Consider the following 15297-nt stretch of genomic DNA (forward strand, 5'->3'; position numbering starts at 1 on the left):
AGAATGAAAAATTTCATCCTTCATCCTTCACATTCTTCATCCTTGCTTTAGCGGCTACCGCTCTTAGCTGGCTGTTGAATCAGCAACGGTTGGTTGACGCGACGCTTGGCTTTGGGGTCAATTCCAAAGAAGCGCACGTACTCCCCGACGTGGCTAGTCATGCAAGCTTCCAAGGCAGCGATCGCTTCTGCTTCCCGATTGGTTTCAATCGGAGAGCAAGTGTGCCAAGAACTGGTGCGGAAGTGGCGCTCATCGGCGTGTTCCGTGCCAATCTTGTAGCCTTGAGCCAATATATTTCGCACCTGCTCAACCGCCTCTGAATTTAACAGAGAACTATTCTCAATTTGCGGGGCGCTGGTGTAACTATTCGCTGGGGCAGTTTTGGCACTCTTGGGAGTGGGTGCGCCGTCGGGACGTTGGATAATTTGCTCTAGCACCCGCCGTTTGGCTTTGGAGTCGATGCCAATCAAGCGCACGTATTCCCCTGGGTGTTCGGCTACGATCGCTTCTAAAGCTGCGATCGCTTGCGACGCCGACCGAGCTTCGATTGCTGTCCCACTCGTCCAGGAACTGGTGCGGAAGCGGCGTTCGTTCGCATATTCGGTACTAATCTTGTAGCCTTGATTCAGCAGGCTTTGCACTTGTTGTGCCAAGTCCCCACCCTGGAAGCTAGCTGTGTTCGCCGGTGATTGGGTGCTACCGTTATTAGATTTAGTGTTAGCAGTTTTAGTTGCTTTGGCTTGTGTGGGTGCCTGCCCGTTGGGACGTTGGATAATTTGCTCTAGCACCCGCCGTTTTGCTTTGGAGTCAATGCCAATTAGGCGCACGTATTCCCCTGGGTGTTCGGCGACGATCGCTTCTAAAGCTGCGATCGCTTGCGACGCCGACCGAGCTTCGATTGCTGTCCCACTCGTCCAGGAACTGGTGCGGAAGCGGCGTTCGTTCGCATATTCGGTACTAATCTTGTAGCCTTGATTCAGCAAGCTTTGCACTTGTTGTGCCAAGTCGCCGCTCATCTGTGAGCTGGCTGTCTGAGCCGGTGATTGGGCGCTACCGTTATTAGATTTAGTGTTAGCAGTTTTAGTTGCTTTGGCTTGTGTGGGTGCCTTCTGGTTGGGACGTTGGATAATTTGCTCTAGAACCCGCCGCTTAGCTTTAGAATCTATGCCAATTAAGCGCACGTATTCCCCTGGGTGTTCGGCAAGTGTCGCTTCCAAAGCAGCGATCGCTTCCGACGCCGACCGAGCTTCGATTGCTGTCCCACTCGTCCAGGAACTGGTGCGGAAGCGGCGTTCGTTCGCATATTCGGTACTAATCTTGTAGCCTTGATTCAGCAGGCTTTGTACTTGTTGAGCCAAGTCGCCGCTGGAAGTGGCACTCGTCGATACTGATGCAGCAGGACGGCGATCGCTGTTGGCTTGGTTAGGTGGATTCAACTCATCCCGAATTGGTGTAATACACGCAACATCTCCAGCACACAAATAGCCAGCTCTTAGCGCCTCATTAATCCCAACTACATGGCGGCTAAACTCGGTATCTTGTGTTTGCACATCCGATAGGCGGTCAGCTTGCTGCTGATTGGTAATCACCGCTCCCGAAGGTACGTACTTTCCTGGAGGAATCTCTACATCCTGAATCAAGGCGTGCATCATCACAATGCAGCCTTTCCCCACCCTAGCGTTAAATACCGTAGAGCGGAAGCCAATAAAGCAATTCTCCCCGACATAAGCTGGGCCGTGAATCAAAGCCAGATGGGTTAAGGAAGCATTCTTCCCTACCCACACCGAGTATTCCTGATTGTCATCCCCAACGACTCGACCTTGTTCCAAACCGTGAATTACCACACCATCTTGGATATTCGTGCCTTCGCCGATGTAAAATGGCGCTCCTTCATCAGCCCGGATCGAAGTTCCTGGTGCCACTAACACATTAGACCCAATCCGCACATCTCCAATAATGTTGGAAAAAGAATGCACGTAAGCGCTGGCATCAATTTTCGGTTCCGCCAAACTTTTTGACCAAGGGGTCGGGGGAGCCGCAAAGTTGCGGGCTGCCATATCTCTAAACCTCACTAACTGAACAAAGTAACTAACGATATTGTTCTTTCTTGCTGTACAGGAGGCGATTTTCTACACTGACCGTGTCAATAATCGCCACCACCATCGCATCAAGAGGACGCTTTTCGCTGCCATCTACAATCCGGGCAGCACTCCCACGGCTTACCAGAACCCACTCATCAAAACCAGCGCCTACCTGATCGCCAGCTACCTCGTATTGTGGTAGGAGCTGTCCCTCTTCATCGATGAATTGCAACAGCAGTAGCTTGACGCCTCGAAGACTAGGCTCTTTGTGGGTACTAACAACCGTGCCACGAACCTTAGCAATTTGCATTTTCGGTAATTGGGAAAAAGGGAAAAAGGTAATTGGGAAGGTCTTTTCCGATTACCGATGACCCATTACCCCTTACCCGTGACCTAATCTTACGGTCTGTTGAAAGGACGAATGCCACTGACACTTTCCCGGAATTGTTCAACAGCTTCGGTGTAACGAATGGGCAGAACGTACTCCAGGTTCTCGTGGGGACGCGCAATAATGTGAGTGGACAATACTTGACCGCCATTCACTCGCTTCACGGAATCAACCCCCGCCGATACAGAAGCTTGCACTTCCGAGACATCTCCCCGCACGATCACGGTGACGCGACCGCTGCCGATTTTTTCATAACCCACTAACGTGACGCGGGCAGCTTTGACCATCGCATCAGCAGCTTCCACAACGGCAGGAAAGCCTAGTGTTTCAATCATTCCAACTGCAATTGCCATGCCTTTCTTCCTTCGCTAAATTTAAGTGTTTTGACTTGAAAGCTTGGTATGTGTGAGAGTTTCGAGTTGAGACGCGACCTAATATAAGGCAAACAACACCGCCACAAGAGCGATGCTGGCGTCTTGACCCTACTTAAGTACGGAACTGTTCGACGAGTTCCGTGTAACGAATCGGTAGCACATACTCAAGGTTCTCATGAGGACGCGCAATGATGTGGGTGGACAGAACTTCTCCGCCATTCACACGCTTGGCTGCATCCACTCCAGCGGACACTGACGCCTGCACCTCAGAGACATCCCCCCGAACAATTACCGTTACCCTGGCACTGCCAATTTTTTCATAGCCTACCAGTGTAACGCGAGCCGCTTTAACCATCGCATCCGCAGCTTCTACAATCGCTGGAAAGCCTTTGGTTTCAATCATTCCAACCGCAATTGGCATCTATTATCTCCTACCTAGAGTGACCTCTACTCGCCTTAATTTGTACTTCCCGTAAAATTTTGACGAGGATACCCATTCTTTCAGATCAAGAACTATCGCTTAGCCTCGCATCATTAAGCATAGAGAAGCGAGGCTTACTTGACAATATAAACTATTATGATATTTTTATATTAAAGAGTTTAAGAAAACTTAACGGTCGTTATTAAAATGGCGTATCTCCTCAATAAAAGCTCATCCGTTTCTGGAATGCTTACTTATGTTTTATAATTTCTTTATTACTTTTGAATACTTTACAGGATATCGCCTGTAAACCTTACTCTGGGGGAGTTTCAAGAAAAATTGAAATATTTTCCAGGGCTGAAGTCCGTGTCAAACCTAGACACCAACAAGCCCAAGCTTTTTAAGGTATAAGTTTTTCAAATTTGCTTTATAAACATAGGTATAGTAGGTAAACATACCGATGTTTTTAACAGCTAGAAGGAGGGATTGAGATGAGTATAAATAATTTTTGGAGTTCCTAAGTGTTAATTTACAGCAAAAAAACGTCATACTGAAAAAAAAATAAACATATTAATCAGACGTTTACAAGACCGCCATAGGTTGCCGCGAGAACCGCTTCCGGGTGCCTCTTGGTGAGCAAGTTGATTGATGTTGAAATAGCAAGGGCTTTCCTAATATGACAGAGTTTCTCACCCAGACAAGTTGGTGGGTGCCTTTCTATGGATTAATGGGGGCAATTCTTACCCTGCCGTGGTCAACTGGATTTATTCGTCGGACAGGCCCGCGACCAGCGGCTTACTTTAACGTGTTGATGACTATCTTGGCGTTTGTACACGGCACGATTGTCTTCAGAAGTACCTGGAATCAAGAGCCTCAGAAGCTTGTATTCCACTGGCTGCAAGTCGCAGATTTAGACCTGACATTTGCTTTGGATATCTCAGCCGTGAGTGTTGGGGCAATGGAGCTAGTGACGGGTTTAAGCCTTTTAGCTCAACTGTTTGCCTTGGGATACATGGAAAAAGACTGGGCATTAGCTCGCTTCTTTGCCCTGATGGGATTTTTTGAAGGGGCGATGAGTGGCTTAGCAATTAGTGACTCTTTGTTTCTCACCTATGCCCTGTTGGAAGTGCTGACCCTTTCCACTTATTTACTGGTAGGGTTCTGGTATGCTCAGCCCCTAGTGGTGACAGCAGCGCGAGATGCCTTCTTAACCAAGCGAGTGGGAGACATCTTGCTGTTGATGGGGGTGGTAGCGCTAGCGACTTTAGCAGGAACCTTAGATTTTCCCGATTTATATGAGTGGGCGGAAACGGCTACCTTATCGCCAGTAACATCCACGTTGTTAGGATTGGCATTGATTGCGGGACCTGTGGGAAAATGTGCCCAATTCCCGCTGCATCTTTGGCTAGATGAGGCGATGGAAGGGCCTAACCCCGCTTCAATCTTGCGAAACTCTGTCGTGGTGGCTTGCGGTGCTTATGTGCTGATTAAACTTCAGCCAATCTTAATACTTTCGCCGGTGGCTTCGGCTACCTTGGTGGCGATTGGCACAATGACGGCGATTGGTGCTTCGTTGGTAGCGATCGCTCAAATTGATATTAAACGAGCTTTATCCCATTCCACCAGCGCTTACTTGGGCTTAGTATTTATCGCCGTCGGGTTGCAATGGACGGGTTTCGCCCTGATGTTGCTGTTTGCTCATGCGATCGCCAAAGCGTTATTGTTCATGAGTATCGGTTCCGTCATCATCACCACCAACAACCAAAACCTTACCGAAATGGGTGGTCTCTGGTCGCGGATGCCAGCTACCACCATCTCCTTTTTGGTCGGTAGTGCTGGATTAGTCGGACTACTGCCCTTGGGAGGCTTTTGGGCGATGCGCTTGGGGATTGATGACTTTTTGACAAACCAACCCTGGCTAGTGGTAGTCTTGCTCTTAGTTAACTGCCTGACCGCCGTAAATTTAACTCGCGTGTTTCGTCTGGTTTTCTTGGGCGAACCCCAGGCAAAAACTCGCAGGGCACCAGAGGTACCTTGGCCTATGGCTGTGCCAATGGTGTCTTTGATCGTAGTAACACTGCTAGTCCCTGTGATGATGCAGCGGTTGACATTGCTGCCTGATTGGGAATACCTCAACAAACAAGCGTTGCTGCTACTGGTTATCTCCGGCTTAATCGGCACGGGTCTAGGAAGCGTTATTTATCTACCCAGAACTTGGTCTAGACCCGTTGGGATTCCCTTTAGATTCCTGCAAGACTTGTTTGCTTATGACTTTTACATTGACCGACTTTACCGCGTAAGTGTCGTTTTTGCAGTTGACCGACTTTCCCGATTAAATGCATGGATTGACCGCTATGTGGTAGATGGATTCGTTAACTTGGTTGGCATTGCCACAATTTTTAGCGGGCAAAGCTTGAAGTACAACGCTACCGGGCAGTCCCAGTTTTATTTACTAACTATCCTCCTGGGGTTAAGCGTTTTAAGCATTCTCATGCTCTGGCCAATTTTAAGTGTTTTGAGTTCCGAGTTGTCCTTCGGTAATTGGTAAGCGGTAAGAGGTAATGGAATCACCAATTATCCATTACCTCTTACCCTTACTACCAACTACAAATTACAAATTACAAATTACCAGTTCCTTAGTATGCTCAGTGCTTTGATTTGGTTGCCGGTATTAGGCGCTGCGATAATCGGGTTTTTGCCCGGAACTATGAACCCCCAAGTCTCCCGGAAAGTGGCTTTGGCAGTTATTGCTGGTGTCTTTATTTGGTCTATTGTCCTAGTGACTCAGTTTCAATATACAGAGGGACTGTTACAGTTTTCGGAGTTCCTCCCTTGGATTGATGTTTTAGGATTGACCTATCATCTCGGTGTGGATGGCTTGTCTTTGCCTTTGCTGGTTTTAAATAGTCTTTTAACAGGAATAGCGCTTTACAGCACAAATGAATCTATTGGGCGACCTCGGTTCTATTACGCTCTAATTTTAGTGTTGAATGGCGCTGTTTCTGGTGCCTTTTTAGCACAGGATTTGCTGTTATTTTTCCTGTTTTATGAGGTGGAACTGATTCCACTGTATCTGTTGATTGCTATCTGGGGAGGTCAACGGCGAGGCTACGCAGCCACCAAGTTTCTCATTTATACGGCAATTTCTGGAATTCTAATTTTGGCATCTTTCTTTGGGTTAGTTTTGCTCAGCGGTGCCTCTACATTTGAATTTGAAAAATTGTATGCCCTGTCCCTACCATTGGGGACACAATTTCTGTTGTTGGCAGGAATTTTGGTGGGTTTTGGCATCAAAATTCCTTTAGTTCCCTTCCACACTTGGTTGCCGGATGCTCACGTAGAAGCCTCAACGCCAGTTTCAGTCCTGTTGGCTGGTGTGTTATTGAAGTTAGGAACCTATGGGTTACTGCGGTTTGGGTTGGGTTTGTTTCCCGAAGCGTGGGCGGTTGTGGCACCTTGGTTGGCGACTTGGGCGGTAGTGAGCGTGTTGTATGGTGCATTCAATGCGATCGCTCAAAAAGATATGAAAAAAATGGTGGCTTATAGCTCCATTGCTCACATGAGTTACATCCTGTTGGCAGCAGCTGCCGCCACCCCTCTGAGTCTGATGGGAGCCGTCTTCCAAATGATCTCTCACGGCTTAATTTCATCGCTGTTGTTTCTGCTGGTAGGCGTCGTTTACAACAAGACAGGCACCCGCGATATAGACGCTCTCAAGGGTTTGCTCAACCCAGAACGCGGCTTGCCCCTGATTGGTAGCTTGATGATAGTAGGGGTAATGGCAAGTTCCGGTATTCCCGGCATGGTAGGTTTTATTGCGGAATTTTTGGTGTTCCGGGGCAGTTTCCCCGTGTATCCGACTCAAACCCTCCTGTGTATGGTAGGGACAGGCTTAACCGCCGTTTACTTTTTGCTTTTGGTGAACCGCGTCTTTTTCGGACGACTGTCTGAAAAAGCTGTAAATCTGCCACCTGTGCAGTGGAGCGATCGCTACCCGGCGATGCTTTTAGCTGTCCTGATTGTCATCCTGGGAATACAGCCTAACTGGATGGTGCGTTGGAGTGAATCCACGATGACAGCAATGCTCGACAGGTCGAGTATGGTCGCGGAAGTTTCTCCTGTCGCTAAATCGGTGGATATCAAAACCGAACCTTAGACCTACACACCCAACTTTCTTCTTATCTCTCCCTAACGATCTTCTAAAAGGAGAAGGAAGCAGAATAAATGTTTTTTACTCTTAAGGAGAAAACTACACCCCTTAAGAGCAAGGGAAGGGGTCGGGGGAGAGTTCAACCACTGGGCAGTTGTGAAAATATTTCCTCTTTTACTTTTTTCATACACATTTTACGGTTACGAATAACTCTCATGCCAAGCACCGCTTTAAAACGTTCAACTCACCCTCTAGCAGCGTATATTAACCGGCTGCAATCTGGAGAAGCTTTACTTGCTGATACGCCAGAAAACTTAGTAGAAGTCGTCGGCATTCTCAAAAGCTATGGAATCGTGCTGGATGCTTATTATAAAAATCTCCTCTACATTGCCGATCGTCAATTCTTAGTGCTGTTTCCCTTCTTTAAGTACTTCAATGGCGAGATTACTTTAAAGAAGTTGCTGCGCCATTGGTGGCACGACCGGATTAATTATGAGTACGCCGAGTACGTGATGAAGGTGATGTTCTGGCACGGCGGCGGTAGTTTGGATGCTTACCTAGATTCGCCGGAGTTTTACCAGCACGCGAGAACCGCAATCGAAGCCAAAATTAAAACAAACTTGCCCATTAGAGGACTGCACAACCTGTTTCCAGAGTTTTTGCTCGAACAAGTCCGTCAGCAAGTTTATTACAGCGCTCTAGGTCAATTCTGGCAGGTGATGAGCGAAATGTTTCTCACTTTATCTGACTGCTATGACCGGGGAGAAATCAAATCAATCCCTGATGTGGTAGAACATATCCTGGCAGGTTTGGTCGCAGCGGCTGCTTTGCCGATTACTTACTCAGTAGAAATTCAAGAAAAAGTTTATGACATCATTCCCAAATCAGCCGGGTTAACCTTTTTGCCCGATGTCGCTGTACCCTATGTGGAAACGATTTTCTTTAGAGGGACGCCTTTTCTAGGAACGGTTTCCTATAATGCCCAGGCTCAGCAAATTTCTCCAGATCAAAGTAGATTTGAATATGGCGCTCTCTATGCCGATCCGTTGCCGATTGGCGGTGCTGGAATTCCACCGACGCAGCTGATGCAAGATATGCGTCATTTTATCCCAGACTATCTGCACGAGTTTTACCGTCGCAGCCGTCGAGGAGAAGATGATTTGCGGGTGCAAATTTGCATCAGTTTCCAAAAGTCGATGTTTTGCGTTACGACTGCCGCAATTTTGGGACTGGCACCCTACCCCATTGACACCACCGATCCATCTGAGCAGTCAGCGAATCAAGCTTATTTAGCGAAGTGGATGGATCGGTTTATCAGCTCGCGCTTAAATGATGTGAATAGTTAAAGAGTCCATTACTGGTTAACATTGATTTGAGAAGTAAGGGCATGGCAGTTTCATGCCCTTATCTGACTGCTGTTGCTAGCAGTGACCCCCTCTTCCCTAAAAGCAGGCTTTAGCTTGGCAAGACTCTGCAAGGTGGTTTCGGGGCGAATTCCCTCATCTTTGTCCACGAGTTGCAATCCTTTTTTGCCCTCGATTTTTATTGGTGCGATCTCCTGCTTGAACCAGTCTTGTTCGGTAGCGATCGCTGCTAAGTTAAACTGTTGCCTGACGACTGAAGTCGTAGCTACACAAACAAAGACCGCCAGCGCGGTCTAAAATACAAAAATCAGGACTTACGCAAAGCTTATACATATAGCGTTCTTGTCGGTTCAATCCCCCCGTGGTTGCCCTTACTATGTGGTGATATTTGCGTAAGTCCTGAAATTATTCTCAGCCTGACGGGAGCAGGCTGAGTTTGTATAGCCCCAGACTTCAGTCTGTGGGAGTCTTGGCGAAGTCCCACAGTTATGACAACAAATCGGATTCAACCTGTACTGCTGCCAATTTTATCGCCGCTGGTAGCGATCGCATCCGCCCTCATCGTCGGCGCTGTTCTTATCTTGCTGGCAAAGGTGAACCCCATCACCGCCTACGGCATTCTATTTAAAGAATCTCTCGCCGACTACTACGGCTTTGCCAATACAATCGCCAAAACCGCACCCTTGCTGTTAGCCAGTTTGGGGGTGCTGGTGCCTTTGAAGGCGGGTTTGTTCAATATTGGCGCAGAAGGGCAAATTTATATGGGGGGACTCGGTAGCGCCTTGGTGGGGTTGTATCTGCAAGGATTATCCCCATTAATTCACCTACCGCTGGCGCTGCTGGGGGGATTTTTACTAGGGGCAATTTGGGGATGGATTCCGGGTTATCTGAAAGCGGTGCGGGGTGTGAATGAAGTGATTACCACGCTGCTACTTAATTATGTGGCGCTGAACTTTGTGGGATATCTGGTGAGTAATCCGATGAAGGAACCGGGTGCGCCGAGTGCCTATTCAGCGCTAATTGCAGAATCTGCCCGATTACCGATTATTTTGCCCCAAACTCAAGCTCATGCAGGGATTTTTATCGGATTATTCGCTACAGGAATATTGTGGGTGTTGCTGACGCGATCGCCTTTAGGATACCAAATCGAAGCCGTAGGACAAAATCCCACAGCCGCCCGTTATGCGGGGATGTCAGTAGAACGTACCATTATCGCTGTAATGGCGTTAGCTGGAGGATTAGCAGGACTGGCGGGTGCTGGTGAAGTTATGGGGCTGAAATATCGACTATTCGACCGCTTTTCACCGGGATATGGATTTGATGCGATCGCGATCGCCCTCCTCAGTCGTGGTAATCTCGCCGGTATCGTCCTCACTTCCCTCTTTTTCGGTATCCTCCGCAGCGGCGCCAACGTCATGCAACGCAGCGCCAACGTCCCCTTCACCGTAGTTTACGCCATCCAGGGTTTAACTGTTTTGTTCATTGCAATTAGTTTTGCAGTTGAACGTCAAATTAAGTTGACACTCCCCGGCTTAAAAGCACGGGGATTCTAAGTTCTTCCTAATTACTTGCTCTAACAGGTTTTCACCAATTAGCGTAGAGGTCACTAGTCCCTTAGCGTTACTTCGGGATTGCCCATCCCTAGCAAGTCTTGCAAGTTTTAGAATATTTAACGCTGCATTTACATCTCTATGCAACTCACATCCACAAACACATTTATGGGTACGGGTTGATAGAGACTTTTTGACGATTACGCCACAGCTACTACACTTTTGGGATGTGTAATGAGGCGGTACAGCAATAGCTATTTTGTCAAACTTAACAGCGAAATATTCCAACCATTGTCGAAACAAATACCAGCTAGCATCACTAATTGATTTTGCTAAACAATGGTTTTTGACCATATTTGACCATATTAGAAACACGCAAATCTTCATAGGCTACTAAGTCGTTAGACTTGACTACGCAACGTGCTATTTTCTTAGCATGTTCTATACGTTGCCTACTTACTTTCAGGTGTTTTTTGGCGTAGACTTTTCTTGCTCTGCGTCTACCCGACGAACTTTTTACCTTTTTGTAAATGCTTCTTTGAGAATGTTTAATAGCTTTCTCAGCCTTTCTCAAAAACTTGGGGTTGGGTTCATGATGCCCGTTGCTGTCAGAATAGAAACTTTCAATTCCGACATCTAATCCGATTTCAGCGCCTGTTTTAGGTTGGATATCTACTACATTAATCCCAATGCAGAATTGAGCGTAATATCCGTCTGCACGACGAATTAATCTGACTCGTTTGATATCTTTGAGATTGTAAGATTGGATATCCCATTTGCCCAAAAGCTTTACTTCGCCAACACCTTTTTTGTCAGTAAAAGTGATGCGTCTTTTAGTTCGATGAAGCTTCCAAACCGAAGTTTTATATTCAGCGCTACGACAATCTTTTTGGAATCTGGGATATCCTTTCTTCCCAGACTTTTTAGACTTGCAATTATCGTAAAAGCGAGATATAGCAAACCACCCGCGTTCTGCGGCTGACTGTACAGCCATTGAGTTTAGTTGAGCAACAAAGGGAAATTCTTTACGTAATTCTGTACTGTACTTGTTAAGGGCAAATTTATCAATCTTCGCTTCTCTTGGCGCATCCATCCAATATCTAATCGCTTTGTTGCGAACAAATTGAGTAGTACGGATAGCATCGTCGATAGCCATATATTGATGTTTTTTACCTTTAACTTTGTATTCCAGGACTAACATTTTATTTTCCTTTTTCGACCTATTTATATGATATCGTGTATAGGACATAAAAACCTAACCCCCTTCCCTCGTAGGGAAGAGGGAAAATTACTCCCCTCCCCTTGCACCTAGTGGGTTGGGGGAAAGGTTCCTGATTCAGCATGGACAATCTCAACTTTTTCACCGATTACCTAATTGCCAGCTTGCGCCTCTCAGTACCCTTAGCATTTGCTGCCCTTGGCGGACTTTTTTCCGAACGTTCAGGAGTGCTAAATATTGGACTAGAAGGAATGTTACTATCCGGGGCATTTGCTAGCGCCGCCGGAGCATTTTTTACCGGCAATGTTTGGCTGGGAATGCTGTTAGCAATCATAGTTGGTGGCTTAGTAGGACTGCTTCATGCCTATCTATGCATTACCTGGCGCGTCGATCAATTAGTATCTGGACTTGCAATCAATCTTACAGCAGCGGGATTGACTTCTTTCTGGTCGCGTGTTTTATTTAATAGCGGTCAGGCGCAGCAACTACCAGGCATTCAAATCATCGGCATTCCCGGATTGCAAAATATTCCGATTATTGGTAATTTCCTCTTCAATCAAGACCCATTAATTTACTTACTATTTCTGTTAATTCCCCTGAGTACATACGTGTTATTTCGCACAAGTTTAGGCTTGTCCTTACGCGCCGTTGGAGAATATCCCCGTGCTGCTGATACTGCCGGAGTTTCTGTCACCAAGGTGCGCTATGTTGCAGTCACTCTCAGCGGTTGTCTCGCCGGTTTAGGAGGAGCTTATCTAACATTAGTTCATGTAAGATTCTTTGTAGAAGATATGAGTGCGGGAAAAGGTTTTATCGCCCTTGCGGCATTAATTTTTGGCAGATGGCATCCCGTCAGCACTGCTTTAGCTTGCCTGTTGTTCGGTGCTACAGAAGCTTTGCAACTGCGAATTCAAGCCTTTAATCTGAATATTCCCTATCAATTTTTGGTAATGTTGCCTTATGTCATTGCCCTGTTGGCGCTAGTAGGATTAGCTGGCAAATCCACACCTCCCGGCGCCCTCGGTGTTCCTTACATTCCCGAAAGTCGCGAACAATGAGTCGATATCAGTTAATTATTTTTGACTTTGATGGCACTTTAGCAATTACGCATCCAGCTATCATATCCTGCGTTATCAAAACCTTTCAGACCTTTAACATCGACCCGCCAGATGAAGAACAGATTCGCTCAGTAATTGGCATCACCCTTGCCGAGGCTTTCCCGATTTTTCATCCAGCGATCGCGCCCAAAGAAATTCATACATGGATTCAAACTTACAGACACTTTTATCAAACAGAAGGTTTATTAAAAATCGATTTATTTTCGGGAGTGAAGCAAGTGATTCAAGCTGCATCCTCCGAGGGTTTGAACTTAGCAATTGTTAGCGTCAAACACACTAAGTTTTTAAAGCTTGCCTTAGAAAAGCTAAAAATTAATACTGACTTCGATCTGGTTATAGGCGATGACGGACAAACGCCAACCAAACCGGATGCAAGCTTATTCCACTCAGTCATCCAGCCGATTTATCCAGACATTCAAAATAAAGAAGTTTTAGTTTTTGGCGACAGTCATGTAGACTTAATGTTTGCTAAAAATGCTGGATTAGATGCTGGTTGGGCTGCTTATGGCTATGGCGATCGCGCAAAATGTTTAGCACTCAACCCAACTTTTGTCGCGAACGATATTTCCGAACTGATTTCAATCATCAAACCCTAAGCGCAAATCGCTACTTTGTCCCGTACAAGCGATCGCCTGCATCCCCAAGTCCTGGGACAATATAACCGTGTTCATCTAATTTTTCGTCAATTGCAGCCGTATAGATAGGCACATCCGGGTGTTCAAGGCGTAAGTGTGCAATCCCCTCTGGTGCTGCCAGCAAGCACAAAAACTTGATTGACATCGGGCTTACTTCCTTAATTCTGTCAATCGCAGCGACGGCTGAATTTCCGGTTGCCAACATTGGATCGACAACCAAAATATCTCGCTGCTCAATATCATTAGGAACCTTAAAATAATACTCAATCGCCACATGAGTTGTAGGGTCGCGATATAAACCAATATGTCCCACTCTTGCGGAAGGAATCAGTTCCAAAATTCCATCTAAAATCCCCTGTCCTGCCCGCATAATTGAGACAATTACCATCTTCTTTTCAGCAGCAAGCATGGGTGCCAACATGGGGGCGATAGGCGTCTTAATTTCTTCATATTTCAGTGGCAAATCTCGCGTCACCTCGTAAGCTAACAACATCCCGATTTCTTTTAGAAGATTGCGGAATTTTCCCGTGCTGGTTTCCGTTTGCCGCATCAGGGTCAATTTATGTTGGATCAAGGGATGTTCGATTACAGTGACTTCAGCATTCATTAATAAATTCCTCTCCAAAGATGCCCATAGACAAAGCCTGCCTACGCAGGCTCAAAAAATGAGCAAAAATTCCTTTTAGCCCGCGTAGGTGGGCTTATTTTGTATAGCCGCAAATTCTATTCGCCAGATAATTTCTATTAAAACACGGTTCCATCACTCTCAATTTTAATTGGGGGAACGCCGCCTTCTCGTAATTGTGCGGCAATTTTTCTCCCCGCACTCCAAGTTCCTCCTTGTAAAACTTTTACCAGTGGTAATTCATCAGCAGTCATATTCAGCTTTTGCCGAATAGTTGTCGCAATTCTATCCAACAAACTAATCGTTAAAGCCCTCCACTCTACAATTACCTCAGAACCAACTGGGTAACGTTCCTGCAAAACTGCTGAATCTTTGACTTGTAACAGTCCAGTATCTAGACATAAACCGCCGTTACGATATTCTGGTAAACCTGTAAGTTCGTCTAGTCCAGTGATTTCCAAATCGAGTTCCTGAAGTGGTTCTAAAAGAGAGTAAGTTAACCACTGAGAGAGTTTGTGAAACGGCACATAATTGTCGCTTTTCTTATCTCCCAGTAAAGCTGAATGAATCCAGACATCGCCTAAGTTTACCCCAGCGATCGCTAGTCTCCCCGACCAAATTTCCCCCAATCCCTCCAAAACCGCATTCAACACCTTACTAGCAGGCAGTTCTCCATGATTGCTCTTATCCAGCAGGTAATTGACTAGATTGCCAAGACGCGGGTTTTCCGTGCCAAAAAACTTGGGATTTTGGCTGAGTACTTGTCCCAAACGCTGTAGCAGCTTAACACGCCCTTCCACCCCTACCAGCGGATTTTTTTCACTCACTTGGAAACCCTGCGCTAAAGCGGGTTCTCTTAACTTTAGGAGTCCATCAGCATCTACCTGTAATAGTGATTTCGGGTTACTAGAAAAAGCACCTTGAAAAAACATTCGGAAGCTAGCCACCGCTAAACCTTCCGAACGCCGAAACACTTGTCCCATTTCTAGTTCGCAATACTGCCAATCTGCACCCGCACCTGCATCCAATAAGACGCTAACGATCGCCAAATCAAACTTAACTTTAGCTTTTTCTAATCGAGTGAGTCCCATTAAAGCTTGTTCGAGTTCCAAAAGACGAGGCACATTTCCGACTTCAAAATGTCGCCAGCGACTGTGAAAAGGAATGTCGAGATCGGGATAATCATCGCGCATCACCCCGATAACATAATCAGCGCATTTGTCTAACTGCGTTAAATCAACTCCAAAGTAACGAAGTTTGTCTTCACAGCCTAAAACAAAGATGCGATCGCATCTTTCCCGAATTGCCGCCAAACTCCTCAAATATGCGATCGCTTCCTGTTCAGAATTGCTCATAAACAATTAAAACGCAA

Annotated in this window: 12 protein-coding genes and 2 pseudogenes; 6 read left to right on the plus strand and 8 right to left on the minus strand. The window is 46.4% G+C overall.

Going from position 1 to position 15297, the window contains the following annotated elements; all coding sequences use genetic code 11:
• Positions 1 to 47: 47 nt before the first annotated feature.
• From ACFW2W_RS27570 to ACFW2W_RS27585, 4 genes are all read right to left on the minus strand, one after another.
• The gene (locus tag ACFW2W_RS27570; RefSeq protein ID WP_378185339.1) at positions 48 to 2057 is read right to left on the minus strand and encodes a ribulose bisphosphate carboxylase small subunit; all 2010 of its coding nucleotides are present in this window, start codon (positions 2055 to 2057) and stop codon (positions 48 to 50) included.
• 31 nt (positions 2058 to 2088) lie between these two features.
• Positions 2089 to 2391, minus strand: a complete 303-nt coding sequence (locus ACFW2W_RS27575) for a EutN/CcmL family microcompartment protein (protein ID WP_378185341.1) — start codon at positions 2389 to 2391, stop codon at positions 2089 to 2091.
• 89 nt (positions 2392 to 2480) lie between these two features.
• Positions 2481 to 2822, minus strand: coding sequence for a carbon dioxide-concentrating mechanism protein CcmK (locus ACFW2W_RS27580; protein ID WP_190412142.1), 342 nt, complete (start codon positions 2820 to 2822; stop codon positions 2481 to 2483).
• A 133-nt stretch (positions 2823 to 2955) separates the two neighbouring features.
• Complete coding sequence (locus ACFW2W_RS27585) at positions 2956 to 3264, minus strand: carbon dioxide-concentrating mechanism protein CcmK (protein ID WP_378185342.1); 309 nt, start codon at positions 3262 to 3264, stop codon at positions 2956 to 2958.
• Between the two features lie 676 nt (positions 3265 to 3940).
• Here ACFW2W_RS27585 and ACFW2W_RS27590 point away from each other — a divergent pair.
• From ACFW2W_RS27590 to ACFW2W_RS27600, 3 genes are all read left to right on the plus strand, one after another.
• Positions 3941 to 5812 (plus strand): NAD(P)H-quinone oxidoreductase subunit F, encoded by a 1872-nt coding sequence (locus ACFW2W_RS27590; protein WP_378185344.1) that lies wholly within the window; start codon positions 3941 to 3943, stop codon positions 5810 to 5812.
• 93 nt (positions 5813 to 5905) lie between these two features.
• Positions 5906 to 7420: an NADH-quinone oxidoreductase subunit M gene (locus ACFW2W_RS27595; protein WP_378185346.1), complete on the plus strand. Its 1515-nt coding sequence runs from the start codon at positions 5906 to 5908 to the stop codon at positions 7418 to 7420.
• Positions 7421 to 7629: 209 nt separating this feature from the next.
• Complete coding sequence (locus ACFW2W_RS27600) at positions 7630 to 8760, plus strand: CO2 hydration protein (RefSeq protein WP_378185348.1); 1131 nt, start codon at positions 7630 to 7632, stop codon at positions 8758 to 8760.
• Between the two features lie 59 nt (positions 8761 to 8819).
• Here the strand turns inward: ACFW2W_RS27600 and ACFW2W_RS27605 are convergent.
• A pseudogene (locus ACFW2W_RS27605) lies at positions 8820 to 9008 on the minus strand (acetyl-CoA C-acyltransferase); the annotation flags it as partial.
• Between the two features lie 258 nt (positions 9009 to 9266).
• Between ACFW2W_RS27605 and ACFW2W_RS27610 the strand changes: the two are divergent.
• Positions 9267 to 10331, plus strand: coding sequence for an ABC transporter permease (locus ACFW2W_RS27610; protein WP_378185350.1), 1065 nt, complete (start codon positions 9267 to 9269; stop codon positions 10329 to 10331).
• On the opposite strand, the pseudogene ACFW2W_RS27615 reads toward ACFW2W_RS27610, so the two are convergent.
• Positions 10311 to 11529, minus strand: a pseudogene (locus ACFW2W_RS27615) (RNA-guided endonuclease InsQ/TnpB family protein). The gene ACFW2W_RS27610 and the pseudogene ACFW2W_RS27615 overlap by 21 nt on opposite strands.
• Before the next feature lie 140 nt (positions 11530 to 11669).
• Between ACFW2W_RS27615 and ACFW2W_RS27620 the strand changes: the two are divergent.
• Positions 11670 to 12605 (plus strand): ABC transporter permease, encoded by a 936-nt coding sequence (locus tag ACFW2W_RS27620; RefSeq protein ID WP_378185352.1) that lies wholly within the window; start codon positions 11670 to 11672, stop codon positions 12603 to 12605.
• The gene (locus ACFW2W_RS27625; protein ID WP_378185354.1) at positions 12602 to 13261 is read left to right on the plus strand and encodes an HAD family hydrolase; all 660 of its coding nucleotides are present in this window, start codon (positions 12602 to 12604) and stop codon (positions 13259 to 13261) included. The genes ACFW2W_RS27620 and ACFW2W_RS27625 overlap by 4 nt, the downstream gene beginning before the upstream one ends.
• A gap of 10 nt (positions 13262 to 13271) precedes the next feature.
• On the opposite strand, the gene upp is transcribed toward ACFW2W_RS27625, so the two are convergent.
• Positions 13272 to 13907, minus strand: coding sequence for a uracil phosphoribosyltransferase (upp, locus tag ACFW2W_RS27630; RefSeq protein WP_378185356.1), 636 nt, complete (start codon positions 13905 to 13907; stop codon positions 13272 to 13274).
• A 137-nt stretch (positions 13908 to 14044) separates the two neighbouring features.
• Positions 14045 to 15280, minus strand: coding sequence for a URC4/urg3 family protein (locus ACFW2W_RS27635; RefSeq protein WP_378185358.1), 1236 nt, complete (start codon positions 15278 to 15280; stop codon positions 14045 to 14047).
• Positions 15281 to 15297: the final 17 nt, after the last annotated feature.

The organism is Coleofasciculus sp. H7-2, from assembly GCF_042747725.1.
Classification (GTDB): domain Bacteria; phylum Cyanobacteriota; class Cyanobacteriia; order Cyanobacteriales; family FACHB-T130; genus FACHB-T130.